The organism is uncultured Roseobacter sp., assembly GCF_947491795.1.
Lineage (GTDB): Bacteria > Pseudomonadota > Alphaproteobacteria > Rhodobacterales > Rhodobacteraceae > Roseobacter.
In genome coordinates this window covers 254867-278725 of sequence record NZ_CANLKW010000001.1, presented here as the reverse complement: position 1 = coordinate 278725, position 23859 = coordinate 254867, and the positions used below count along the sequence as shown (strand labels likewise).

At 59.1% G+C, this 23859-nt stretch carries 20 protein-coding genes; 10 read left to right on the top strand and 10 right to left on the bottom strand.

The features are described 5' to 3' along the window. Window positions 1-15: 15 nt before the first annotated feature. The 3 genes from Q1A34_RS01400 to Q1A34_RS01390 all read right to left on the bottom strand — a co-directional run bounded on the left by Q1A34_RS01400 (window position 16) and on the right by Q1A34_RS01390 (window position 4554). On the bottom strand, window positions 16-2370 hold the full coding sequence (locus Q1A34_RS01400) for a TRAP transporter large permease subunit (RefSeq protein ID WP_300029708.1): 2355 nt from the start codon (window positions 2368-2370) through the stop codon (window positions 16-18). 42 nt (window positions 2371-2412) lie between these two features. Next, window positions 2413-3345: a C4-dicarboxylate ABC transporter permease gene (locus Q1A34_RS01395; protein ID WP_300029705.1), complete on the bottom strand. Its 933-nt coding sequence runs from the start codon at window positions 3343-3345 to the stop codon at window positions 2413-2415. A 120-nt stretch (window positions 3346-3465) separates the two neighbouring features. Beyond that, window positions 3466-4554 carry a TRAP transporter substrate-binding protein gene (locus Q1A34_RS01390; protein WP_300029703.1) on the bottom strand — a complete coding sequence of 363 codons (1089 nt, stop codon included), beginning with the start codon at window positions 4552-4554 and terminating at the stop codon, window positions 3466-3468. Between the two features lie 252 nt (window positions 4555-4806). Between Q1A34_RS01390 and Q1A34_RS01385 the strand changes: the two genes are divergently transcribed. The 5 genes from Q1A34_RS01385 (at window position 4807) to ilvN (ending at window position 10369) form a co-directional block, all read left to right on the top strand. Next, window positions 4807-6237 carry a cache domain-containing protein gene (locus tag Q1A34_RS01385; protein WP_300029700.1) on the top strand — a complete coding sequence of 477 codons (1431 nt, stop codon included), beginning with the start codon at window positions 4807-4809 and terminating at the stop codon, window positions 6235-6237. Next, window positions 6234-6884: a response regulator transcription factor gene (locus tag Q1A34_RS01380; protein ID WP_300029697.1), complete on the top strand. Its 651-nt coding sequence runs from the start codon at window positions 6234-6236 to the stop codon at window positions 6882-6884. Before Q1A34_RS01385 ends, Q1A34_RS01380 begins: the two co-directional genes overlap by 4 nt. Before the next feature lie 64 nt (window positions 6885-6948). Further along, the gene (locus Q1A34_RS01375) at window positions 6949-7665 is read left to right on the top strand and encodes a methyl-accepting chemotaxis protein (RefSeq protein ID WP_300029695.1); all 717 of its coding nucleotides are present in this window, start codon (window positions 6949-6951) and stop codon (window positions 7663-7665) included. Between the two features lie 323 nt (window positions 7666-7988). Continuing rightward, window positions 7989-9740, top strand: coding sequence for an acetolactate synthase 3 large subunit (locus Q1A34_RS01370; RefSeq protein WP_300029693.1), 1752 nt, complete (start codon window positions 7989-7991; stop codon window positions 9738-9740). Between the two features lie 68 nt (window positions 9741-9808). After that, window positions 9809-10369, top strand: coding sequence for an acetolactate synthase small subunit (ilvN, locus tag Q1A34_RS01365; RefSeq protein WP_300029691.1), 561 nt, complete (start codon window positions 9809-9811; stop codon window positions 10367-10369). A gap of 20 nt (window positions 10370-10389) precedes the next feature. On the opposite strand, the gene Q1A34_RS01360 is transcribed toward ilvN, so the two are convergent. Beyond that, window positions 10390-10731, bottom strand: coding sequence for a hypothetical protein (locus Q1A34_RS01360; protein ID WP_300029688.1), 342 nt, complete (start codon window positions 10729-10731; stop codon window positions 10390-10392). A gap of 261 nt (window positions 10732-10992) precedes the next feature. Between Q1A34_RS01360 and Q1A34_RS01355 the strand changes: the two genes are divergently transcribed. The 3 genes from Q1A34_RS01355 to Q1A34_RS01345 all read left to right on the top strand — a co-directional run bounded on the left by Q1A34_RS01355 (window position 10993) and on the right by Q1A34_RS01345 (window position 13246). After that, on the top strand, window positions 10993-11751 hold the full coding sequence (locus Q1A34_RS01355) for a helix-turn-helix transcriptional regulator (RefSeq protein WP_300029685.1): 759 nt from the start codon (window positions 10993-10995) through the stop codon (window positions 11749-11751). A 101-nt stretch (window positions 11752-11852) separates the two neighbouring features. Beyond that, on the top strand, window positions 11853-13013 hold the full coding sequence (locus Q1A34_RS01350; protein WP_300029682.1) for an aromatic ring-hydroxylating dioxygenase subunit alpha: 1161 nt from the start codon (window positions 11853-11855) through the stop codon (window positions 13011-13013). After that, the gene (locus Q1A34_RS01345) at window positions 13010-13246 is read left to right on the top strand and encodes a hypothetical protein (protein ID WP_300029680.1); all 237 of its coding nucleotides are present in this window, start codon (window positions 13010-13012) and stop codon (window positions 13244-13246) included. The genes Q1A34_RS01350 and Q1A34_RS01345 overlap by 4 nt, the downstream gene beginning before the upstream one ends. On the opposite strand, the gene Q1A34_RS01340 is transcribed toward Q1A34_RS01345, so the two are convergent. The 6 genes from Q1A34_RS01340 to Q1A34_RS01315 form a co-directional block, all read right to left on the bottom strand. Beyond that, window positions 13225-14010 (bottom strand): DUF2189 domain-containing protein, encoded by a 786-nt coding sequence (locus Q1A34_RS01340; protein ID WP_300029677.1) that lies wholly within the window; start codon window positions 14008-14010, stop codon window positions 13225-13227. The genes Q1A34_RS01345 and Q1A34_RS01340 overlap by 22 nt on opposite strands. A gap of 32 nt (window positions 14011-14042) precedes the next feature. Beyond that, window positions 14043-15458 carry an amidase gene (locus Q1A34_RS01335; RefSeq protein ID WP_300029674.1) on the bottom strand — a complete coding sequence of 472 codons (1416 nt, stop codon included), beginning with the start codon at window positions 15456-15458 and terminating at the stop codon, window positions 14043-14045. Between the two features lie 21 nt (window positions 15459-15479). Then, complete coding sequence (gene prfB / locus Q1A34_RS01330) at window positions 15480-16604, bottom strand: peptide chain release factor 2 (protein ID WP_300029671.1); 1125 nt, start codon at window positions 16602-16604, stop codon at window positions 15480-15482. A 77-nt stretch (window positions 16605-16681) separates the two neighbouring features. Continuing rightward, window positions 16682-19240 (bottom strand): penicillin-binding protein 1A, encoded by a 2559-nt coding sequence (locus tag Q1A34_RS01325; protein ID WP_300029668.1) that lies wholly within the window; start codon window positions 19238-19240, stop codon window positions 16682-16684. Window positions 19241-19336: 96 nt separating this feature from the next. Beyond that, entirely contained in the window at window positions 19337-20545 is a 1209-nt protein-coding gene (locus Q1A34_RS01320) for an N-acetylmuramoyl-L-alanine amidase (RefSeq protein WP_300029665.1), read from the bottom strand. Between the two features lie 58 nt (window positions 20546-20603). Beyond that, on the bottom strand, window positions 20604-21746 hold the full coding sequence (locus tag Q1A34_RS01315) for an aminotransferase class I/II-fold pyridoxal phosphate-dependent enzyme (RefSeq protein WP_300029662.1): 1143 nt from the start codon (window positions 21744-21746) through the stop codon (window positions 20604-20606). A gap of 22 nt (window positions 21747-21768) precedes the next feature. On the opposite strand from Q1A34_RS01315, the gene Q1A34_RS01310 reads away from it, so the two are divergent. Both Q1A34_RS01310 and Q1A34_RS01305 read left to right on the top strand, forming a co-directional pair. After that, window positions 21769-23100 (top strand): M48 family metalloprotease, encoded by a 1332-nt coding sequence (locus tag Q1A34_RS01310; RefSeq protein WP_300029659.1) that lies wholly within the window; start codon window positions 21769-21771, stop codon window positions 23098-23100. Between the two features lie 4 nt (window positions 23101-23104). Beyond that, window positions 23105-23854 carry a DsbA family protein gene (locus Q1A34_RS01305; protein WP_300029656.1) on the top strand — a complete coding sequence of 250 codons (750 nt, stop codon included), beginning with the start codon at window positions 23105-23107 and terminating at the stop codon, window positions 23852-23854. The last annotated feature ends 5 nt before the right edge of the window (window positions 23855-23859 follow it).

Here is a 23859-nt window from a genome sequence, read left to right as displayed (position 1 = left end):
ACAGATGCTGACCGATCAGTTCGGGATCAGATCCGGAACGATTGTGACAATCCCCGGGAAGGTCCACAGGATCGCAAGCCCCGCCACCTGGATCAGCACAAAGGGAATGATCCCACGGTAAATATGGCCCGTTGTCACCTCTTTGGGTGCCACGCCGCGCAGATAGAAAAGCGCGAAACCAAAAGGCGGCGTCAAAAAGGACGTCTGCAGGTTGACCGCGATCATGATGGTCACCCACTTCGGATCGAAAGTTCCCCCATAGATGACCGGCCCGACAATGGGGATCACGATGTAAATGATCTCGAGGAAATCCAGCACAAAGCCCAGCACAAACAGCACCAGCATCACAATGAGGAAGACCGTGAACTCGTTGTCGAAGCTTTTCAGGAACTGCTGGATGTAATGCTCACCGCCAAAGGAGATCACCACAAGGTTCAGCAGCTGCGAGCCGATGAGAATGGTAAAGACCATCGACGTCACCTTGGCCGTCTCGCGCACCACCGGGCTCAGCACGCCGGAGGTAAACAGGATCCAGCAGGAGAAGAGCAGCCCGAAGAGTGCATACAGATAGGCCGCATAAGCCACAAAGAAGGCCGCCCAGCTTTCAAAACCCACATCGTCAGTGTTGATGCGCAGGTCAAAGTTGATCCCCACAAGGATGCACACGATGATCGCCAGCGTGGACCAGATAATCACCTTGGGGGTGCGGTCCTGATCGCGCAGCTTCCGGTAGGCGGCCAGCATAATGGCACCACCGGCACCCAGTGCCGCTGCAGGCGTCGGATTGGTGATCCCGCCCAGGATCGACCCCAGCACAGCCACGATCAGCACGAGTGGCGGGAAAACAACACGGATCAGCTCATTGGTCGCGCAAATCTTTGTGGCGTGCACCACCCCGTACATGACAGCGGCAAAGGGCAGCGCCATCAGGACGACCATTGTACCGGGAGAGGTATTGGCGCTGACCAGCAGAATATCCACCAGAACCACCAGCACGGTGCCGACGGCGCCAATGATCAGCGGTTGCGGATTACCAGAGGGCGACACACCGCGCGCGGTTGTCAGAAACAGTGATGTCAGAACCAGAAGCACGGCAATGCCTGTGCCGATGGGGGCCGCGTTGGCGATCTTGTCGGCCTGTGCGGTCGCCAGTTCGTCTTCGGTCAGCCGTTCAGAAGCCTGAACGCCGCCCGCTTCGTTAATAGCGGTCTGCTGCGACACTGCAGCGTCCCAGGCTTCCTGACCATGCAGCTCGATCATCGATGCCTGACACTCGGGCGAGACGTTTGTGCGCAGCGATGCACCCTCGCCGATGTCGGAATAGCGCGAGACATCTGTGGACTGGCTGCCGATGACGCCAAGGTTGCCCAGCAGGATCGTCCCCACAACCAGCAGAACCGGTGCGCCAAGAAACCAGGTGAAAGCCTCACCGCGTGTGACGGGTTCGGCATTTGTTGAACCCATCGGCACCGCAGGTGCCTTGTCCGGGTTGAGCAGCGCGTAGCCAAAGGCATAGAGCGCATAAAGCAGCGCCAGCAGGATACCGGGCAGCAGTGCCGCCTGGAACAGCGTGCCCACAGACAGCACCGCAGGTTCGCCAAGGTAGGTCAGCGCGTCCGTACAGCCCTCTGCCACAGCCCGCTTTTCCTGTGCGGCGGAATAAAGGTCACCTGCCAGTGTGCCCAGCAGAACGATCACAATGGAGGGCGGAATGATCTGCCCCAGCGTGCCCGAGGCCGCGATAACCCCGGTGGAAAGCTCAGGGGAATAGCCGTTGCGCAGCATGGTCGGCAGAGCCAGCAGACCCATCGTCACAACCGTCGCACCAACAATCCCCGTGGAGGCCGCCAGAAACGCGCCCACAACAACAATGGAAACCGCCAGACCGCCGGGCAGCGGGCCAAAGACGCGCGCCATTGTGGTCAGCAGGTCGTTGGCAATTTTCGAGCGTTCCAGCGTAATACCCATCAGAACAAACATCAGAACTGCCAGCAGCGTCTCGATAGACTGCCCGGCCAGAACACGCTCGTTCATGCGGTTCACAACAAAGGAGACGTTCCGGTCGAGGGCGACTTCCCAGCCCTTGGGGAACACCGGTTCTTCGATGCGCGGTAAGTCAGGGTATCGGAAAATGGATATCGAATCCGCCTTGACCCCCGAATTTACAAGGTCGCGGTAGACCGCACTGCCGGTGTCAATTGCCTGGTGTATCAGCAGGCCCGCACTGTCGAGCGCCGCGATGATCCCAAAGGAGATCACCCCTGCGCCAGCAATGGCAAAGGCCACCGGGAAACCCGACAGAATGCCGCCGAAAAGGCAGATTGCTACGATAATCAGGCCGACTTCGACCCCGTCCAGACCAAAAAACATGGTTTACGTCCTCTCAGCGCAGCGCAGATGCGCGCGGAATTCTCAGTGCGTACCCTCGTACGCTTCCTCACCCTCGCCCAGCGTGTCGCGGTCCAGGTATTTGTTCTCGCTCTCCTCGCCTTCGCGCCATTCCTGGAACGAGCGGAAGAACATCGCCATCGCCTGCAGGAAGACCATTGCGGTAAAGGCAACCAGCAGGATCTTGAACAGGAAGTAGCCGTTAAAGCCGTTGGGGCTGAAGCCGATCGTCTCGACGTTCCAGCGCAGGGCGCGTGATTTGTTGATCAGGCGGTCCAGCGTGTCAGAGGCCGATGGATTTGGCACGATCAGGTGACGCCACAGGAAGAACCAGCCATAAAGCCAGATCATCACAGCCACCGGCATCATAAAGAAAAGTGCACCGAACATATCGATGCATTTTTTCGTGCGGAACCGGACCGCCGAATAGACCAGGTCCACCCGGACGTGACCGCCCTGCACAAAGGTGTATGCCATACACAGACAGACCACGAGCGCGTTGTAGAGCTTGAGTTCCTCAGCGAACCAGCTGATGTCGAACTGCAGCGGGATGCCGAAACCGACAGAGATATCCGGGCGCGTGAAAATCCGCTGCATGAATACGATGATGATCTGTTGCAGCACCATCAGCAGGCCAGCCCAGGCGAAAAACCGGCCGGTTGTGTTGGCAAAACCCTCCAGCACACGGACATAGGCCCACATGATCGATCCACGCCAGATGCCGATGGCGAACATCACGAGGAACGTCGTGAAAACCACAAAGAAAAATTCGACCGATCCACCATAGTAGACAAAGCGCATTATGGCCTGCTTGTCAGACCAGTCCAGCCAGAGCGACGGGTGCGACAAGGCATAAATGAAGTTGTAAAAGGCCATCCCGATGTTCGAGACGAGCCATATCAGAAAGTCCACGACTATACTGAAAACACCGCCGCCGGCGGCTGCATCATTTTCCATAAATCCCCCTCCCGGTCAGCTGCGCAGGCAGGTCCCGGAATGCCAGTGGTCGAAAGCCGGCGCAGACCGGCGAAACAGGGGGCCGCTGTCAGGCAGCCCCCTGCTGTTTGTAACGCGATATCAGCCGTTGGCCAGAACGCGGTTCCGCTGGGCGACGTAGAAACCGTCTGACTTGAGCAGCCAGTCAGAGCTCTGTGCCAGCGAGTCCTCGAAGGAAGCGCGGATTTTGGCAAAGAGTTCGTCGTTCATGTTCTCGTCCATGACGGTCTTGGACGCGGCACCGAAGGCATCCCAGACATCATCCGGGAACTGCAGCGCTTTGACGCCCTGTGCCTGCAGACGCGCAAGAGCCGCACCGTTGTTGGCCAGTGTTTCGGCCAGCTGGTAGTGCGTTGTCGCCATGGCAGCGTTGGCGATGATCGCCTGGTGCGCCGGGCTGAGATCGTTATAGACATCCAGGTTCATACCGCAGGCCAGAGCGGAGCCCGGCTCGTGGAAACCGGCTGTGTAGTAGACTTTTGCCACTTCCTGGAAACCGGCGCGCTCGTCTGCAAACGGGCCAACCCATTCCAGACCATCCAGAGCACCAGAGGACAGCGCCTGATACAGTTCACCGCCCGGGATGTTCTGCACAGATGCGCCCAGCTCGCCCAGCACCTTGCCGCCGAGGCCAGGCATACGGAACTTCAGACCGTTGAAGTCTTCGGCAGAGTTGATTTCCTTGCGGAACCAGCCACCGGACTGCGATCCGGAGTTACCCGCCAGGAATGACTTCAGGTTGAAGATTTCGCCCAGCTCGGTGTGCAGCTCGTGGCCGCCGCCGTGGTGGTACCAGTTTGTCACTTCCTGCGCAGTGCCGCCGAAGGGCACGGCTGTGAAGTAGGCATAGCCCGGGTGCTGACCGATGAAGTAGTAGTCAGCGGAGTGATAGAGGTCCGCCTGGCCGGAAGAAACAGCGTCGAAAACCTCGAACGCGCCGACCAGTTCGCCCGGTGCTTTTTTGTCGATGGTCAGCGTGCCATCGGACATCGCGCCGACCATTTCCTCAAAATACGTTGCCGCATCGTCCAGAACCGCGAAGCCGCGGGGCCAGGATGTGACCATTGTCAGTGTACGGTTGCCCTGGGCAATCGCGGGTGCCGCCAGTGTGGTGGCTGCGGCAGCCGAGCCGCCGAGTGCAGATGTCTTCAGAAATGAACGACGATCCATATGAGATACTCCTCCCAGATATGACGCCCGTGGCGCAAACAGCGCGCCCGGGTCGTTTCGAGTGTGCGTCACACTAAAGAGATCGTTAACGATTTAAATACCTACTACTGCGTAGAGAGACCGGGTTTTTTCGCAATTGGCCATGTTTTTTGACCAGATCCGCCCGATGCCGGTCACCGTTTGCGCAAACATCCGGCCGCGTCCGGGTCGCCGGGTCTTTGATTCGCCCGCAATTCGCCGTAACGAATGATCATGAGCCGCCTGCCCGCCTTTCTGCGCCCCAGCTATGCGCAAAAACTGTCGCTCGTCGCGACGGTGCCGCTGATCGCGGCTGTGGCGGCGATTGCAGTGCTGGTAACTTATCAGTCCCGCGCCCTGGCGGAACGCGAAATCAGAACGCTGGAAGCACAGCTGATCGAGGCGAAAAAGGTCGAGCTGCGCAATTACGTGACCCAGGCCCGCAACGGGTTCTATTTCATTTATGGCAATGCAGCACCCGACGACCAGGAGGCGCGTGATCAGGTGGCGCAGATCCTGTCGGCGATGATCTACGGCGAGGAAGGGTTCTTCTTTGTCTATGATTACGATGGCTACAACGTCGTGAGCCCGCGCCAGACCGATCGCATCAACCAGAACTGGCTGGATGAGACAGACAGTGAGGGAACGCCCGTTGTTGCCAGCCTGCTGGACATTGCGCGCCAGGGCGATGGGTATCTGACCCACCTGTGGCCCAAACCATCAACCGGCGAAGAGGCCCGCATGATCACTTATGTCACCAGCTTCCCCAGCTGGCGGTGGGCGGTGGGCACCGGCGTTTTCATTGACGACGTCCTCGCAACCGTGGCCACCGCCCGGGCGGAGGTCGAGGCGCGCGTACAACAGACGTTTCTCTATATCATGGCCATTGCACTTGCAGCCCTGCTGCTGGTGTTCTTCACAGGCATGGTGCTCAACATACGCGAACGCCGCCTTGCCGATGCAAAGCTGAAAAAGCTGACGCAGCGTGTCCTGGATGCTCAGGAAGAAGAACGCGGCCGGGTGGCGCGCGAGCTGCATGACGGGATCAGCCAGATCCTGGTCGGGGTGCGCTATGCCCTCGACACCGCGCGGCGCAAACTGGACCGGGGCGATCCCACGGCCGCTGAACCGCTGGGCAAGGGCATTGAAACCCTTGGCGAGGCCATTTCAGAAGTGCGCCGCATCAGCCGCGACCTGCGCCCCGGCGTGCTGGATGATCTGGGCCTCGGCCCCGCGATCAAGACACTGACAGAAGAGTTCAGCGCACGCACGGGAATCAAAACCGGGTTCGAAACTGTCGTGTTCCGAAACCGCCTCGATCCGGAGGCTAAAATCGCCCTTTACCGTATTGCCCAGGAAGCACTGACAAATGTAGAACGCCATGCCAGCGCCGGTTTCGTCCGCGTTGACCTGCGCGGACACAAGAACGGCGCGACGCTGCGTATAGAAGATAACGGACGCGGCATGACACTGCACAAGGGCACCCCCGTCAGCGGCGGACTGGGACTGCGAAACATGCAGGAACGGGTCGAGCAGCTCGAAGGCACCTTTCGGATCTATGCGCCGCGAAACGGGCCTGGCACAGTGATTGAGGTCAGCGTACCGCTCACGCACCTGCTTCCGCCAACCTCCGAAACCACAACTCCGACAAAGGTAACAGCATGACCTCCCCTGCTCCGATCCGCGTCCTGATCGTTGACGATCACCCGATGGTCGCCGAAGGGATCCAGTCCATCCTTGAAAGCTATGACGATATTCATGTGGCGGGCACCTGCAATTCGGCGCGTACCGCCATCGACACTGTCAACGAGACCAGCCCGGACGTGATCCTGATGGATCTGAACATGCCGGACATGGGCGGGCTGACGGCCACAGAAATTCTGCTGGAGCAACGCCCGGGAACGCGGGTGCTTGTCCTGTCCATGCACGACAGCCCCGAATACATCGCTTCGGCTCTGAGCCACGGCGCCATGGGATATATTCTCAAGGACGTACCCACCGACGAGATCAAACAGGCAATCGATGCGGTCATGGCCGGGGAGCGCTATCTGTGCACCGGGGCGAGCGGATCGCTGCAGCCCAAAGAAGGAGACACGCGCGAGGCTCTGACAGGCCGTGAACAGACAATTCTGCTGCAGCTGGCACAGGGAAAGTCCAACAAGGAAGTCGCCAACGCGCTGGAAATCTCTGTGCGGACAGTCGAGACGCACCGCAAAAACATCAAACGAAAACTTGGCATTTCCAGCACCGCCGGGCTGACCCGCTACGCGCTGGAACACGGCGTCCTGCAGGGGACGGGCGTCAGTATCTGAGTTTTTTTTGCGTCACCTTATTTAGGTTCAGGGCTTTTTAAGAAAAGCGTCGCAATGTGCCGGCATGAAAGATCTCAGCATGACCTCTGTCCCCGACGCCGCAACTCTCGATACCCTGCCTTACCGGGATGCGATTGACCGCGTGGCAACCCTGCGCGCCCAGGTGATCCGCGTGTCGCTGGACGTTTCTCTGCTGAATACATACGGCACGAAAGACGAAGGTCTGAAAGCGGAGCTGATCAGGCTCTCTGAAACCATCCAGCAGACCGCCCGGGTGGTAGAAGGGCAGGACGTTTTCACCGATCTGCCGAATGAACTCAGCGGGTGGATCGCGGCCCAGTCCGCGCAGAGTCGTTCAGAGCGGCGGACAATCAGCACCATGGCAGAAAAAACCCAGGCCCTATGCGAGCAGGCCTGCTCGGGTGAACCTGTGTCTGCAGAGGCGCTCAACAGATACATCCAGAACGGCAAGGGCGAATTTTTTGAGGCCGTCACCGCCATCATAAACGGACTCTGGCAGGGTATTGAAGAAGGGCGCGCCAGTCAGCTCGCCATCGCGGCAACCTCCGCGCGCAACCTCGAAGCCAGTCTGGACCGGCTTGACCGGATTGGACGCTATGTACGCTCGATGTCGATCAATGCTTCTGTCGAAGCGTCCCGCGCCGGCGAGGCGGGCAAGGGTCTGACAATCATTGCGCATGAATTCAAAACCCTTGCCGAGGAAGTGCAGCAGCTGATCGTCACAGCCCGGACCGATATCAAAGAAATCGGTGTGGAGTAAGGCCAAAGCGCCTGTCAGAGCCATGATATTTTACGTTCATTGCGCTGATGGCCGCCCTGACGCAAGGAAATAACCAAAAATTCCCTCCTGGAGACATATTTTCTTTGTCTTTGGGTGTTGACGCCCCCTGCGCACGACCATAATGTCCCCGCAGCATGAAGGAGCCGTCTGGCATGAACGCACTAGTCGTCATTGTAGGAAACAAGCGCATGGGCCGGTAACGGCAGACCATAGTCTGACCCATGCGCCCCCGCCAGGATCGGGGGCTTTTTTATGCGCAACAGCCAACAGGCCCCCGGCGGGCCGATACGGAGTGAAGAGATATGACACGGCAGATGTCCGGAGCGAAAATGATTGTGCAGGCCCTCATCGATCAGGGCGTGGACACGGTCTTTGGTTATCCCGGAGGTGCTGTGCTACCGATTTATGACGAGGTCTTTCAGCAGAACGCGATCCGTCACATTCTGGTCCGCCACGAACAAGGCGCGGTTCACGCAGCCGAAGGATATGCACGCGCAACGGGCAAACCCGGCGTTGTACTGGTCACCTCCGGTCCCGGGGCCACCAATGCCGTGACCGGCCTGACCGATGCGCTGATGGATTCCATTCCGATCATCGTTCTGACCGGCCAGGTGCCGACCTTTATGATCGGCTCGGATGCCTTTCAGGAGGCGGACACCGTGGGCATCACCCGCCCCTGCACCAAACATAACTGGCTGGTGAAAGAGACCGATGCCCTGTCCGGTGTCATCCACGAGGCGTTTCATGTCTGCACCAGCGGCCGGCCCGGTCCTGTTCTGGTAGACATTCCAAAGGATGTGCAGTTTGCCACGGGCACGTACCAGCCACCAAAACCATCCGTTTCTCATTACCAGCCGCGCCTGAAAGGCGACATGGAAGAGATCACCGAACTGGTGGCGGCCATCGAAAAAGCCAAAAAACCGATTTTCTACACCGGCGGCGGTGTGATCAATTCGGGCCCTGCAGCCAGTCAGCTTCTGCGTGAACTGGTCAAAGCAACAGGGTTTCCGATCACTTCGACCCTGATGGGTCTTGGTGCTTACCCGGCCTCTGGTGAGAAATGGGTCGGCATGCTGGGCATGCACGGACTTTACGAGGCCAATATGGCCATGCACGACTGTGACCTGCTGATCAACATTGGTGCGCGTTTTGACGACCGGATCACCGGGCGCCTGGATGCGTTCAGCCCGAAATCGATCAAGGCGCATGTGGATATCGACCCATCGTCCATCAACAAAGTGATCAAAACGGACATCCCCATTGTCGGCGACGTGGGCCATGTGCTTGAGGACATCCTCAAGGTCTGGAAGTCGCGCGGCCGTAAAACCAATGCCGAAGCCGTCGGGAAATGGTGGAAACAGATCGAGGAGTGGAAAAAGGTCGACTGCCTCAAATTCACTCAGAAGGGGAAAGTGATCAAGCCGCAGTATGCGCTGTCCCGGCTTGAAGCCCTGACCAAAGATCACGACCGCTATATCTGTACCGAAGTGGGTCAGCACCAGATGTGGGCGGCGCAGTATCTGGGGTTCGAGGATCCCAACCGCTGGATGACGTCCGGCGGTCTGGGCACAATGGGCTACGGGTTCCCTGCATCGATCGGCGTGCAGATGGCGCACCAAGATGCGCTGGTGATCAACGTCGCGGGCGAGGCCTCATGGCTGATGAATATGCAGGAGATGGGCACCGCCGTACAATACCGCCTGCCCGTCAAACAGTTTATTCTGAACAACGAGCGGCTGGGCATGGTGCGCCAGTGGCAGGAACTGCTGCATGGCGAGCGTTACTCACAAAGCTGGTCCGAGGCCCTGCCCGATTTTGTGAAACTGGCTGAAGCTTTTGGTGCCAAGGGGATCATCTGTTCCGATCCCGATGATCTTGATGATGCCATAATGGAGATGATCAACCACGACGGCCCGGTGATTTTTGACTGCCTGGTGGAGAAACACGAGAACTGTTTCCCGATGATCCCGTCGGGTAAAGCACACAACGAGATGCTGCTGGGTGAAGCGGAAACTCAGGGCGTGATCAAAGCCGATGGCGCGGTGATGGTGTAAGCGCCGGATCAGCGCGCCGGCCTGTTTCTGTGCCGGCGCACATCCTACCCAATTGAAAGGCCAGAGAAATGTCAGCACTGAAAATCAAAAAAGGCGCTACCAGCCATTCCGCTTACAACCTGCGGCCCACGTTTTCGGATGTGGTTGAACGGCACACTCTGGCCGTGCTGGTAGAAAACGAACCGGGCGTTCTGGCCCGCGTCATCGGCCTCTTCTCGGGCCGTGGCTACAACATCGACAGTCTGACAGTCGCCGAGGTGGACCACACCGGGCATTTGTCGCGGATCACGATTGTGACCTCCGGCACGCCTCAGGTGATCGAGCAGATTAAAGCGCAGCTGGGCCGGATCGTCACAGTACATGACGTGCACGACCTGACGGTCGAAGGCGCAAGCGTCGAGCGCGAACTGGCCATGTTCAAAGTGGCCGGTACAGGTGACAAACGCGTCGAAGCCCTGCGCCTGGCGGATATTTTCCGCGCCAATGTCGTGGACAGCACGCTGGAAAGTTTCGTTTTCGAGATTACAGGCGCGCCTGAAAAAATCGACGCCTTTGCTGATCTGATGCGTCCGCTGGGCCTGACGGATGTCGCCCGGACCGGGGTCGCGGCCCTGTCACGCGGCGAGTAAACTAAAAAGCGCAGCTCTGGTCAGCCCGCCCGGCAAGCGGCCGTGCTGCGCGCGGTCTCGTCCTCGCGATTGACAAAGGGAATGACGCGCCCCGTGCTCCGCGTCCGCCTGGCGGATGAGGAATTGAGCAAAGCGTTCGGCAAGCTGGCACCTGCGTTTTCGACGACCAGACGCGGATTGTGCGCACGGCGCAAAGACGACCGGACTTCCATGTCAAACTGTACCAGGTCCCCGGCGTCGAAAAACGGCTCCGCCTGCAAGACCTGATCCTTCGAATTCAGGAAGGCCAGATCACCCTGATCTTCACACCAGATGACGGCTTTTCCGTCCGCTGCATCGCTCCAAAGTACTACCCCAAGCATATCAAGACGCCTACTATGATTTTTTTATCCAACTTATGGTAGCAATAAGTTAACGCTCTGGCCCATCATTAAAACAGCACCGTACGCTTGGAATTTGTGTCGTGCTGGATTACTGTTGACACAGTTACGAACAGATATTGACGCGAAACAGCGTCAACATGTTAAATGGTTCGAATTTTCCGACCGTATGTTTCGCATAGTGAAACGACCCGAAGGACGACTATGTCTGCAACACCCAGAAGTCCGGCTCAGCTTCGAAACATGTTTGGAGCAAATCTGCGCGTACTTGCGGCAGAGTATCCTTCAATATCAGCGCTGTCGCGGGAACTGGGTATCAACCGGACGCAATTCAACAGGTACCTCAGCGGCGAGAGCTTTCCGCGCCCGGATGTACTTTCCCGCATTTGTGATTTTTTCGGAGTTGACGCACGCGTGTTGCTGGAACCTGTCGGAGAAATTTCTGCCAGTGGCGCAACGGCGGCGGGCCACTGGCTGCAGGAATTCATGGGTGAAGCTGTCCGGCACGTACCGGATGATAACTTTCCCGACGGATTTTACCGCTTTTCCCGGCGGAGTTTTGTAAAGACTGATGAGTTTGTCAGCGGTCTGACTTTTGTGCAACGCATTGGAAACGATACCTATCTGCGGGGGTATGAGCCGAAAATGGCGCTCGCAATGCAGGGCATTCCGGCCAGTGCGCGCGCGCGCGAATTCCGCGGCTTTGTTCTGCGTCTCGAAGATGGTGTCGGATCTATCGTGACGCGGCGCAACGGGATGACCGGCTCTTTTAACTATCTGACGCGGGTGACCTCTTTTCAGAATAATTTCTGGGTAGGCTATGTTGCCCGGACTGTGCGGGAGAACTCTGCCAGCAACCGGATGACCCGCCTGGTGTACGAGCATATCGGCGTGGACTGGCCGGAGGTGATGCTCGTTGCCAGAACGGCCGGTTTTTGCAGCTTTGAGAGCCTGCCTCCGTTTCATCAACGGTTGCTCCAGCCGGAAGATCCCTTTCGATAGGCCTTCGCGCAATGTCGCCAGCGGAAAACTCAGGTCGCAATGGCGCTGGCGCGAAAGCGACGCTTCACTAACCTCGGCGCATCACGCTGAGGATTTTTGCCATGGACCACACCGTTACCGACCTGTCGGCCGTTCGCCTGCCCATCTCTGAAGCAAATGGTCTGCCGAACGCCCATTACACTGATGCCAGCGTGTTTACCGAGGAAAAACAAGCGCTTCTGTTTGACACCTGGTCTGGTCTTGCGGTGGCCGCCGATGTGCCCGTCGCAGGCGATGCGGTGCCAATCACGTTTCTGGGCATGCCGCTGCTGCTGGTCCGGGACCGCAAGGGAATGGTCCGTGTCTTTCAGAACATCTGCCGTCACCGCGGTATGATCCTCGTCGAAGAGCCCCGCAAAATCGAAGGGGCGATCCGCTGTCCCTATCACAGCTGGTGTTACGCCACCGACGGCAGGCTGATCAGTACACCGCATGTGGGCGGGCCCGGGCAGAACGCACACGAAGGTATTGACCGGGACCTGCTTGGCTTGATCGAGGTCCGCAGTCATATCTGGATGGACGTGGTCTGGATCAATGTGTCCGGCACCGCTCCCGACTTTGAAACCGCCAACGCAGCGCTGCTGGAACGCTGGCAGGAATTCGATGTGCCACTGCACCACGGGGGGTCGCAAAGCCGTTTCACCCTCGAGGTGAACTGCAACTGGAAACTGGCGGTGGAAAACTATTGCGAAAGCTATCATCTGCCCTGGGTACATCCCGGCCTGAACAGCTATTCGCGCCTCGAAGATCATTATCACATTGAAGAAAAAGAGCAATATTCGGGTCAGGGCACTCTGGTGTACCGGCAGCTGAAAGGTGAGAACGGAGAGGTTTTCCCCGATTTTGACGGCCTGAGCAGTAAATGGGATACGGCGGCGGAATACATCACGGCCTTTCCCAACGTCTTGCTGGGCGTCCACCGGGACCACACCTTTGCGATCATTCTGCAACCCGACGGACCGGAGCGCACCCTCGAGCATGTGCATCTCTATTATGCCACCGCAGACACTTCCGAAAAGCTGCGGCAGAGCAATGCAGAGCTGTGGAAAACCGTTTTTGCAGAGGACGTTTTTGTCGTAGAGGGCATGCAGCGCGGCCGTCACGCTGTGTCGTTTGACGGCGGGCGGTTTTCACCGGTGATGGACAGCCCGACCCACCTGTTTCACGATTGGGTCGCTGGCAGGCTGCAGGCATCCCGCGCGCATACAAACGCTGCGGAATGAAATCTCTGGACGCGCGGTTGATCGCAGCGCACGAGCGGGGTGACAAAAAGGCTCTCGTTGCACTCTACACAACAGCGGCGGATAGTGCCGAAACGGCAGATGCTGCCGCATTTTTCCTGACACATGCCTATGTGTTTGCGCTGGAGGCCGGTCACCCGGATGCGGACGATCTGCGCCGACGGCTGGTGGAAATGGGGCGGGAGACCCCTCGTCACGCCTCTGACGAGAGCTGACGGTAGAGATGCCAGGATGCGTGCCCCAGCACGGGCAGCACGACGAGCAGCCCCAGAAACCACGGGACCAGAGCCGCGAACGTCAGCCCCGCGATCACAATGGCCCAGGCGATCATAACAATGGGCGCGCGGCTGACGGTTTGGAAGCTGTTGATCATCGCCGTGATGAAATCAACTTCACGGTCCAGCAGCATGGGCAGTCCGATCACAGCAATCGAAAAAATCAGCATCGCAAAAACGGCTCCCACCCCGGTGCCCACCAGCAGCATCAGCAGACCGTTCAGGGTAAGAAACACCTCGTAAGAGCTTGATATGTTTGTCATCGTTGCAAGCCCCAGAAAGAGCGCAAAGATCATGTGGCCCAGAAAGAACCAAAACAGAAATATCACAACCATCATGGTGCAGAGCGAGGGAAGCTGCCGCAGGCGCTGCTGCCATATGACACCAAAGACCGACCCGGGTGTTACTGGCAGCTCCTTTTCCAGCCGCCGCGAAATCTCATAAAGCCCGACGGCAGCAAAAGGGCCCAGTAACGGAAACCCGATGGCGGCAAGAACCAGCCAGAATGTGTGGCCGGTTTGCAGGGTGATCAGCGTCATTGCCCAGCCTGCCAGCACGTAAAAGCCGCCGAAGATGAGCCCATAAAATGGGTGCCGGCCAAAATCCCGCAGACCTGCTGACAACGCGGCACGGATATCACCAAAGGTTGCGGTTCTGAGCGCAGGAGCGCCCATTTTCATTTCCTGTGCTGCGGAAACGGTCATCTCTCGCTTCTCCGTTTTGTCCGGGTGCTCTGTTATACCATAGCCGGTCTGCGTCCGGGCCAGTCTGTTTCCAGATGCCAGCTCTGGGCGATTTGCAACAGATGCGCATCACTGTCAGGTCGGCCAATCAGTTGTAGCCCCATGGGCAACCCGTCCGCCCCGAAACCTGCCGGAACGCTGATAGCGGGCAGACCAATCAGACTGGCCGGGACGACCACCTGCATCCAGCGATGATACGTATCCATCTGCGTGCCGCCAATGGCGCGTGGCCAGTCGAGGTCCACATCAAAGGGCCAGACTTGTGCCGTTGGCAGGGCCAGAACGTCAAAATGGTCAAAAAGCTGTATCGCAGAGCGAAACCAGTCAGACCGGGCGAGACTTGCTGCGTGAATGTCCCTGCCCGTCTGCCCCAGGCCGGATTCGATTTCAAACAGCATCTGCGGATTGAGCTGTTGCCGACGCGCGGCATCCTCATAGTCGTTCTGATACCGCATTGCGACAGTCCAGGCGCGCAGTCGCGTCCAGCTGTCCCAGATCCTGTCGGCAGAAAAGGGCGCGCTGAGGTTTTCGACCGTCCAGCCCATCTGTTGCATCTCGCCAAGCGCCGCCTCGCATGTCTCCAGCACACCAGGCGCCATCGGCAGCGCTCCGTCCCAGTTGCCCAGCCAGCCAACACGCGGGTTTCCACCCAGGCAGTCGATGCCAGGCAGGGTTGGATCTGCTATCCGTGCCCCGGGCACCCGCGGGTCAGACCCGGACATCGTGTCCAGCAGAGCGGCCAGATCCCCGGGGGTGCGGGCCATCGGGCCATCAGTTGCAAATGTGTTGAAAAACACATCAGCATCCGCAGGGTCCGGGACGCGCCCCCAGGTGGGCCGCATGCCGTAAACGTTGTTCCACCCGGCCGGATTGCGCAGCGATCCCATCATGTCAGATCCGTCCGCGACGCTGAGCATCCCCGTGGCAAGCGCTGCCGCGGCCCCACCAGAGGATCCGCCAGACGAGCGGTTGGTGTTATAGGGGTTTCTGGTCGCGCCAAAAACCGGATTGCTGGTGTGACTGCCCAGCCCGAATGCCGGTGCATTGGTTTTGCCGATAATGATCGCCCCGGCCGCCCGGATACGGGCGACAAACAGATCATCCCCGACAGCGATTTCATTTTTGTACAGCGGCGAACACCGGGTCGCTGACAACCCCCGCGCGTGCGCCAGCTCCTTGATGGCAATTGGAATGCCGTGCAACCAGCCCCGGCGCGGGGACTGATCCGCCAGTTGCGCGTCAGACATAAGCGCGTCGCGCTCGCGCAACGACACGATCGCATTGACCTGGCCGTTGACCTGGTCAATCCGGTCAAGCGTTGCCCGCATCAGATCGGTCGCGGAGAGCCTGCCCGTGGCCAGCTGCGCGCTCAGGTCCAGCGCTGACGTGAAAATTACGTCCTTTGTCACGCGCAGGCCCTCCCTGCCCTGTCAGCCGCCCTGGGCTTCTGCCCGGGATTTACCGGAAACATCCAGCGCCAGCGTCGCAGCCATCAGGCCATCCAGGTCTCCATCCAGCACACCTTTGGTGTCAGATGTCTCGAAACTGGTCCGCAGATCTTTGACCATCTGATAGGGCTGCAGAACATAAGACCGGATCTGGTTGCCCCAGCCCGCATCGCCCTTGTTCTCATGCGCCTCGTTGATCGCGGCATTCCGGCGGTCCAGCTCCAGCTGATAGAGCCGGGATTTCAGGGCCTTCATGGCAATATCGCGGTTCTGGTGTTGCGACTTTTCCGAGCTGGTCACCACGATCCCTGTGGGGTGGTGGGTGATCCGCACGGCGGAATCCGTGGTGTTCACGTGCTGACCACCCGCACCGGAGGACCGGTAGGTGTCGATGCGGATATCTGCCGGGTTCACTTCGATATCGATATTGTCATCGACCACCGGATAGACCCAGACCGAACTGAAAGACGTGTGCCGTTTCGCGGCGGAATCGTAGGGTGAAATTCTGACCAGACGGTGCACGCCACTCTCAGATTTCAGCCAGCCATAGGCGTTCACGCCGCTGATTTTGTAGGTGGCCGATTTAATGCCCGCCTCTTCTCCGGCACTCTCGGATTGCAGCTCGACCTTGTAGCCCTTCTTTTCGGCCCAGCGGACATACATCCGCGCCAGCATATTTGCCCAGTCGCAGCTTTCCGTGCCGCCGGCGCCCGCGTTGATCTCCAGAAAGGTATCATTGCCATCCGCTTCACCATCCAGAAGCGCTTCCAGCTCTTTTTGGGCGGCTTTCTCTGCAAGAGACTGAAGAGCATTTTCCGCATCAGAGACAACTTCCTCGTCGTCTTCCATTTCGCCCAGCTCAATCAGCTCGACGTTGTCGTCAAGGTCCTGTCGAATGCTCTCGTAGGTTTCCATCGCATCCACCAGCATCTGGCGGTCGCGCATCAGCTTTTGTGCCGCTTCCGGGTCGTCCCACAGGTTCGGATCCTCAACACGCGCGTTGAATTCCTCCAGCCGGTGCGGGGCCGTTTCCACGTCGAGCCGCTGGGCCAGAAGGTCCAGTGATTTCTTAATTTTTTCAACGGTGTTCTGTGCGTCTGCGCGCATGGTCATCCTGCCTCAGCGAAAACTCTGACTGTTGATAGACCAGCGCCCAGGCGGCGGCAAGCGGTGCCTGCACGGGTTCAGTACAGCCCGCCTGAACTGAGTGTGCCGAAACCTGCGTTTGGCCCCACCGTGACTGTCTCACCTGTCGAGGTGGTGACCTGCTGGGCCTGCTGCCGCTGGCCCACTTCATCAAAGAGTGGCAGATCGGCCCCCATGGCAAAGCCACCGTCAAACATGATGCCAAAAACAGGCTCCTCACCGGCGCGGAAATATTCCGCAACCACGGCTTCGCCCTGGGCGTCATCGTTCAGCCGTGCTCCCGTGAAACGGTCAATCTTGATGAAACGTCCGCCGGGCGGGATCTCAAAATCACCACCCCCATATTTTTGTGTCGCCTGCTCCATAAAGCGCTGGAACACAGGGCCGCACATGCCGCCACCGGATGCGCCGCGCCCCAGACTGCTGGGCTGATCATATCCGATATAGCACCCCGCCACGATGTTGCTGGTAAAGCCAACAAACCATACATCCTTGGCATCATTTGTGGTGCCCGTCTTGCCCGCGGTCGGCACGGACAGGTTGACGGTGCGCGACGCCGTGCCCCGTTCGACCACGCCGCGCATCATGGATGTCAGCTGATAAGCGGTCACAGGGTCCATCACGCGTTCGCGGTTGGAAATCACTTTGGGTGCTACGCCCGGTTGCAGCTGCGGTGTCTCGCAGTCAAAGCAGTAACGGTCGTCATGACGATAAATGGTTTTGCCGTATCTGTCCTGGACACGGTCAACCAGGGTGGGCCGCACACGCTCGCCGCCGTTGGCAAACATCGCATAGGCCGCAACCATCCGGTACAGCGTGGTTTCTTCCGATCCCAGCGCATTGGCGAGAAACTGACCCATGTTGTCATAAACGCCGAACCGCTCTGCGTAATCCGCCACCACATTCATACCGACCTCCTGGGCCAGACGAATGGTCATCAGGTTCCGCGAACGCTCAATGCCCGTGCGCAGTGGCGTTGGACCGTAGAATTCATTGGAGGCATTGCGCGGACGCCAGAGACCCTGGGGGGTGTCGATTTCAATCGGTGCGTCGACCACGATGGTCGCCGGCGAATACCCACTGTCCAGGGCGGAGGCATAGACAAAGGGTTTAAAGCTGGAGCCGGGCTGCCGTTTGGCCTGCGTGGCACGGTTGAACACGCTTTGCTGGTAGGAAAAACCGCCCTGCATCGAAATTACGCGCCCGGTGTTTACGTCCATCGCAACAAAAGCACCCTGCACCAGCGGGACCTGGCGCAGAGACCACCGCACAAATGTGCCATCTTCGTCCGAAACGATCGCCCGGACATGAACCACATCCCCCACAGCCACCAGGTCGCTTGCTGCGTCTGCCTTGGGGCCGGTTTCTCCTGAAATGCTGCGTTTGCGGGCCCATATGACGTCGCGGGCCGCAATAAAGTGACCTTCTGGATCTTCCTCAACCCCTTCGATGCCGATCCGCGCATTGCCACCCTCCAGCGACAATACAACCGCCGGGTACCAGGGCCCGTCCAGCTCGATATCCCGCGCAATCTCTGCCGCGCCGAGCGCTTCGCGCCAGTCGGCTTCCGATGTCAGAAGACCGGCGTCGATTTTGACAGTGGCCTCTCGCCAGATGCCCTGCTTGCGGTCATACTCCTCGAGTTGGCGGCGCAGCGATTCTGCGGCGACGGGCTGCAGTTCCTGATCAATAGTCGCGCGCACGGTCAGACCACCGGTGAAAAATTCCCCCTCGCCAAAGTCTTCGCTCAGCTGGCGGCGGATTTCGTCGGTAAAATAGTCGCGCGGCGGCAGGACCGAGCGGAAACTTTCAAAATCACCATTCTGAACAGACCGCAGCGGGGCCGTGCGTTCCTGATCGTACACAGCGACGCTGATATACCCGTTTTCCATCATTTCCCGCAGCACAAAGTTACGCCGCGCAAGCAGGCGTTCTTTCTGCCGAACGGGGTGATAGTCACTCGGCGCTTTGGGCAGGGACGCGAGGAAGGCGGCTTCATGCGGCTCAAGATCGGAAAGCGGCTTGTTGAAATACGTCTGGGACGCGGCAGCGACACCATAGGAGTTCTGACCCAGGAAAATCTCGTTGAGATACAATTCGAGAATTTTTTCCTTGGAAAGCGTTTCCTCTAAACGTGACGCGAGAATAATTTCCTTGATCTTGCGTTCCGCCCGGCGGTCCCCGGACAACAGGAAGTTTTTCATCACCTGCTGCGTGATCGTGGAAGCGCCCCGCACGTCCTGTCCGCGTGAGCGCACGGCCTCAACCGCTGCCGCCGCAATGCCGCGCAGGTCGTACCCGTCGTGCTCGTAGAAATTCTTGTCTTCGGCAGAGATGAACGCCTGCTTTACCAGATCCGGGATCGTTTCGGCGGGCGCAAACAAACGCCGCTCGGTTGCGAACTCATCAATAATCTGCCCCTGTCCGGAATAGATACGGCTGATCGTGGGCGGCGAATACTGTGCCAGGCTCTCATGGCTGGGCAGGTCCCGGCCATAGACCCAGAAGATCGCGCCGACGGTCAGCACGACCATGCCAAAGGCCATGGTCACTGTGGTGAAGATACCGCCAAAAAAAGACAGAACAAACCGGATCACTGAGAAGACTCACTTTTGATGGCTGATGCGCCTGCGTCTTTATAAAGGGAGCCCGCGCAATGGTCAAAAGCCCCTGGGCGCAGAAACGCGCAGGTGTTACTGACGCAAAAGGTCGCGGCGTGCCTCGTCTGCGATACGCCAGGACAAAAGCCCGTCAACGATACCGCCGACAATCTGCGCACGCCATTCCGGACGCTGCAGGTTGTCCAGATCGCGCTGGCTGGACAGAAATCCAACCTCGATCAGAACAGATGGAACATCAGCTGATTTCAGCACCGAAAATCCTGCCTCGCGCAGCGGGCGGCTGTTCATCGGGCTGCCTGCTCTCCGCATCCCTTGTATCAGCGCATCTGCCAGTGTGTCGCTGCGCGGATCTGTTTCACGGCGTGCAAGATCGAGCAGAACACCCGTAACCGTGTCATCCGCTCCTGTCAGATCGGCACCGGCAAGAGCATCCGACCGGTTGTGGCGGGTCGCCAGCAGCGCCGTTGCTTTATCACTCGCTGTCTCGGACAAAGTATAGACCGTCGCGCCCCGCGCGCCTCCTTCGCTCAGCGCATCCGCATGCAGCGACAGCATAACATCCGCACCGACCTGATGGGCCAGTGCCACCCGGCGCTGCAAAGATACAAAAATGTCCGCATCACGCGTCAGAACCGGTTCCGCCATACCGCTGGCGCGCAGTGCAGCACTCAGTTCGCGGGCCAGTTCCAGCATCAGTTGCTTTTCCGAGAACCCGTCCCGCTCGGCCCCAGGGTCGATCCCGCCGTGCCCGGGATCAATCATCACGACAAAGCGGTCATCCGACATCGGCGTGTTTGCGGCGCTTTGCCGTGGCTTTGGCCAGAGGGCGCTGTCAGGTGCCCCCGCTTTGGCTGCAAAAGCTTCGGCTGAAACCGGCGCCAGCTGCATCGAAAGCGTGGCGCGCCCGGTATTTTCATCGATATTCATGGATGTCTCACCCGGCCGAAGAGGTCCGGTAAGATCGGCGACCATTCGGGACCAGCCCGGGCGAAATGCCCCGTAACGGACTGCGCTGAATGCCTCTGTTTGCCCGGCCAGCTCAGCGAAGACCTGCCCCTCGGCATTTAGTCCGCGAAAATCAATCGCGAGGCGCGCGGGATCATCGAGCGTGAAAATACGAAAAGGGACCCCGCGGCTGAGGACCAGCGACAGCGACGTGCGCCCGCCCGAGCCATCGCGCACATAACTGTCCGCCTGGACAAGCATCGCCGGTTGTTCAGCACCGGCGGGCAATGACAGCGCTGTGATCAGCGCCGCTGCGGCCAAAAGGTCTCGGATCATCTGTGCTCTGCCTGTTTTAAGCGCAGTCTACCCCAGAGCCAGCGGAGAGGGAATCCCCTCACCGGTTCTGCATAAATGTTTTCAGTCGCTCCAGCCCTTCGGCGATATCTACCGTGGCGCGGGCATAGGAAAACCGCAGGGTCTGTGCGCCGCGCACCGGATCAAAATCGAGGCCCGGCGTAACGGCGACCCCGGCCTGATCGAGGATTTCCGCAGCGAATGCCCGGCTGTCCCGGGTCAGCTCAGATACGTCGGCATAAACGTAGAATGCACCGTCAGGCGGCGCAATCCGTGTGAAACCTGCCGCAGGCAGCCCTTCGAGCATCAGCGCACGGTTGGCTCTGTAGACCGTCATATTGGCTTCCAGTTCTTCACCTGCGTCCATCGCTGCGAGCGCTGCAATCTGGCTGGCATGGGGCGCGCAGATAAACATGTTCTGAGCGATCCGCTCAATGACGCGGACATGATCTTCGGGCACGACCATCCAGCCAACACGCCATCCTGTCATAGAGAAATACTTGGAGAAGGAATTGATCACATAGGCCTCGTCTGTGATCTCAAGCGCAGTGACGGCTTTGGCCTCATATTCAGTGCCGTGATAAATTTCGTCCGAAATAAACGACGCACCCTGCTCTGAAGTTGCGGAAATCAGAGCCTGCATGGCTGCGCGGTCCAGCATCGTGCCCGTCGGGTTTGCCGGTGACGCCACCATCAGCCCCGCCAGATCGAGCTGCGCAAAATCCCCCGGCACCGGCTGCAGGCGATTTGCCGGGTCTGTTTCCAGATCAACCGGTTGCAGATCCAGTGCGCGCAGGATCTGGCGATAACTGGGATATCCCGGCGCGCCGATGCCCACACGGTCCCCTGTGTCAAAAAGCGCGGTAAAGGCCAGCAAAAACCCGCCTGACGACCCTGGCGTTATGACAACACGTCCGGGATCGAGATCTACATCGTACCACTCTCCATACATCCGGGCGATCCGGCTGCGCAGCGCAGGCAGGCCGAGTGCCACGGTATAGCCCAAAGGGCCTTCCTGCATGGCTTTGCCAAGTGCGGCTGTGGCCGCAGCCGGTGCGCCGGTGCCAGGCTGGCCGACTTCCATGTGGATTATCCGCCGACCTGCTTCTTCTGCCCGGCGGGCAGCCTCCATCACATCCATCACAATAAAAGGATTAACGGAAGAACGCCTTGAAACCCGCATGTAATCACTCCTTACTGTGTGCATGATCTTTCAACGCGTATTCCGGCTGGCGTCAATCCCGCTGATGGCCCTGTGGCTGTCGGCAGCGCCTGCTGTGGCACAGGGTCTGTTGCGCGATTCCGATATCGAATACGGGTTGAAACAGCTGGCCGCACCGGTGCTGAGCGCTGCAGGTCTGAACCCCAACCGGGTGAAAATCCTGGTCGTAAACAGCAGTTCGCTGAACGCATTCGTGATCGGAAACGATGCGATCTTTGTGCATTACGGCCTGATCAACCGCATGAACAACGCGCCCATGTTGCAGGCTGTGCTGGCGCATGAAGCCGCGCATATCGCCAACGGGCATCTTGTCCGCCGCATGGGCAACCTGGCCAGCGCCCGCACTGCCACCGGGCTGGGCCTTGCACTGGCCGCTGTCGCCGCAGCCTCTGGCGGGGGGGCTGCTGCAGGGGGCATTGCGATTGGCACCCAGGCCTCGGCCCAGGCCCGGTTTTTCAAACACACCCGGGCCGAAGAAGCCTCTGCCGACCAGTCAGGCATCCGTTTTCTCAGATCAGCAGGTATTCGCCCGTCGGGCATGTCCGAAGTGCTGGAGATTTTCAGTGGTCAGGAAATTCTGTCCGAAAGCCGCCAGGACCCCTATCTGCGCAGCCACCCGCTGTCCCGCGACAGGTTACGCGCTGTTGAAGGATTTGTGGCAGCCTACAGCACCGGGGAACAGGACGACCCGACTGCCGCCTATTGGTTTGAACGGGTCAAAGGCAAGCTGAGCGCTTATACACGCGCGCCCAAATGGACGTTGCGCCGCCTGAAAGACACGCCCTATCCGGATGTCCGGCTTTTACGCGAAGCTGTGGCCGAGCACAGACAATCGCGCACCAAACAGGCGCTGAAAGCCATCGACAGCGCCATTGCACAACGCCCCGGCGACCCCTTTCTGCACGAACAGCGCGGGCAGATCCTGTTTGAAACCCGCAACTTCAAAGCGGCAACAGCCGCCTATGCCCGAGCCGTCAATCTTGCGCCCAACGACGCACTGATCCTGTCGGGTTACGGGCGGGCGCTGCTGGTACAGGATGACATCAGCGGCGCGCGCCGGATACTGGAGAAAGCCCGGACAATTGACTTCCGCGACGGCTCCATGCTGCGCGATCTGTCTGTGGCCTATGCCCGCAATGGCCAGCAGGGTATGGCAGCTCTGGTGACGGCAGAACGATATGCTCTGAGTGGCCGGTTGAAAGATGCCGAAATTCACGCCAAACGTGCGGTCGGGTTATTGCCCGCGGGCTCCGGCCCCCGACAACGCGCAGAAGATGTACTGAATGCGGCGGAACGCGCTGCTAAACGGAGATAGTTTGATGTTGAAAACCTTTATTCTTCCGGCCCTGTTTGCCGGTTCACTGATGGCCACCTCTGCGCATGCTCTGGATCTCAACGAGATGAGCGACACCGAACGCGCGGCATTCGGCGATCAGGTCCGCGCCTTTCTGATGGAAAACCCCGAGGTGATCATGGAGGCGGTGCGGGCACTGGAAGCGCGCCAGGCGGACGCTCAGGCCCAGGCCGACCTGACGCTTGTAGCGGACAATGCCGCGGCCTTGTTTGACGACGGATTTTCGTTCGTCGGCGGCAATCCCGAAGGGGATATCGTCCTGGTCGAATTCATGGATTACCGGTGCGGCTATTGTAAACGTGCATTCGGCGAAGTCGAGAAACTGCTGCAGGCGGATGACAATATCCGCTTTGTTGTCAAGGAGTTCCCGATCCTTGGCGAGCAGTCCGTTCTGGCGTCACGTTTCGCGATTGCGACCCAGCTGGTCAGCGGTGATGAGGCCTATAAATCAGTTCATGATGCACTGATGTCGTTCAACGGCGATATCACGCTCGCAAGTCTGCGCCGTCTGGCGGGCACCTTTGATCTGGATTCTGACACGATTGAAGCGCGGATGAACGACGAGGAAGTCACCGACCGGATCCGCGCCACACGCGCTCTGGCCCAGCAACTGCAGATTACCGGCACACCAACCTTTGTTCTGCAGGACGAACTGCTACGCGGTTATGTGCCGTTTGATCAGCTTCAGGATATCATCGAAGACAAACGCAGCTGATTGCC

Bases quoted from the DNA above. Each gene is read 5' to 3' on its own strand.
- Q1A34_RS01350 (WP_300029682.1), top strand. From the start codon at position 11,853: ATGGACCACACCGTTACCGACCTGTCGGCCGTTCGCCTGCCCATCTCT.
- Q1A34_RS01345 (WP_300029680.1), top strand. From the start codon at position 13,010: ATGAAATCTCTGGACGCGCGGTTGATCGCAGCGCACGAGCGGGGTGAC.
- ilvN (WP_300029691.1), top strand. From the start codon at position 9,809: ATGTCAGCACTGAAAATCAAAAAAGGCGCTACCAGCCATTCCGCTTAC.
- Q1A34_RS01315 (WP_300029662.1), bottom strand. From the start codon at position 21,746: ATGCGGGTTTCAAGGCGTTCTTCCGTTAATCCTTTTATTGTGATGGAT.
- Q1A34_RS01340 (WP_300029677.1), bottom strand. From the start codon at position 14,010: ATGACCGTTTCCGCAGCACAGGAAATGAAAATGGGCGCTCCTGCGCTC.
- Q1A34_RS01370 (WP_300029693.1), top strand. From the start codon at position 7,989: ATGACACGGCAGATGTCCGGAGCGAAAATGATTGTGCAGGCCCTCATC.
- Q1A34_RS01310 (WP_300029659.1), top strand. From the start codon at position 21,769: ATGATCTTTCAACGCGTATTCCGGCTGGCGTCAATCCCGCTGATGGCC.
- Q1A34_RS01355 (WP_300029685.1), top strand. From the start codon at position 10,993: ATGTTTGGAGCAAATCTGCGCGTACTTGCGGCAGAGTATCCTTCAATA.
- Q1A34_RS01385 (WP_300029700.1), top strand. From the start codon at position 4,807: ATGAGCCGCCTGCCCGCCTTTCTGCGCCCCAGCTATGCGCAAAAACTG.
- Q1A34_RS01395 (WP_300029705.1), bottom strand. From the start codon at position 3,345: ATGGAAAATGATGCAGCCGCCGGCGGCGGTGTTTTCAGTATAGTCGTG.
- prfB (WP_300029671.1), bottom strand. From the start codon at position 16,604: ATGCGCGCAGACGCACAGAACACCGTTGAAAAAATTAAGAAATCACTG.
- Q1A34_RS01320 (WP_300029665.1), bottom strand. From the start codon at position 20,545: ATGATCCGAGACCTTTTGGCCGCAGCGGCGCTGATCACAGCGCTGTCA.
- Q1A34_RS01375 (WP_300029695.1), top strand. From the start codon at position 6,949: ATGAAAGATCTCAGCATGACCTCTGTCCCCGACGCCGCAACTCTCGAT.
- Q1A34_RS01390 (WP_300029703.1), bottom strand. From the start codon at position 4,554: ATGGATCGTCGTTCATTTCTGAAGACATCTGCACTCGGCGGCTCGGCT.
- Q1A34_RS01400 (WP_300029708.1), bottom strand. From the start codon at position 2,370: ATGTTTTTTGGTCTGGACGGGGTCGAAGTCGGCCTGATTATCGTAGCA.
- Q1A34_RS01305 (WP_300029656.1), top strand. From the start codon at position 23,105: ATGTTGAAAACCTTTATTCTTCCGGCCCTGTTTGCCGGTTCACTGATG.
- Q1A34_RS01360 (WP_300029688.1), bottom strand. From the start codon at position 10,731: ATGCTTGGGGTAGTACTTTGGAGCGATGCAGCGGACGGAAAAGCCGTC.
- Q1A34_RS01380 (WP_300029697.1), top strand. From the start codon at position 6,234: ATGACCTCCCCTGCTCCGATCCGCGTCCTGATCGTTGACGATCACCCG.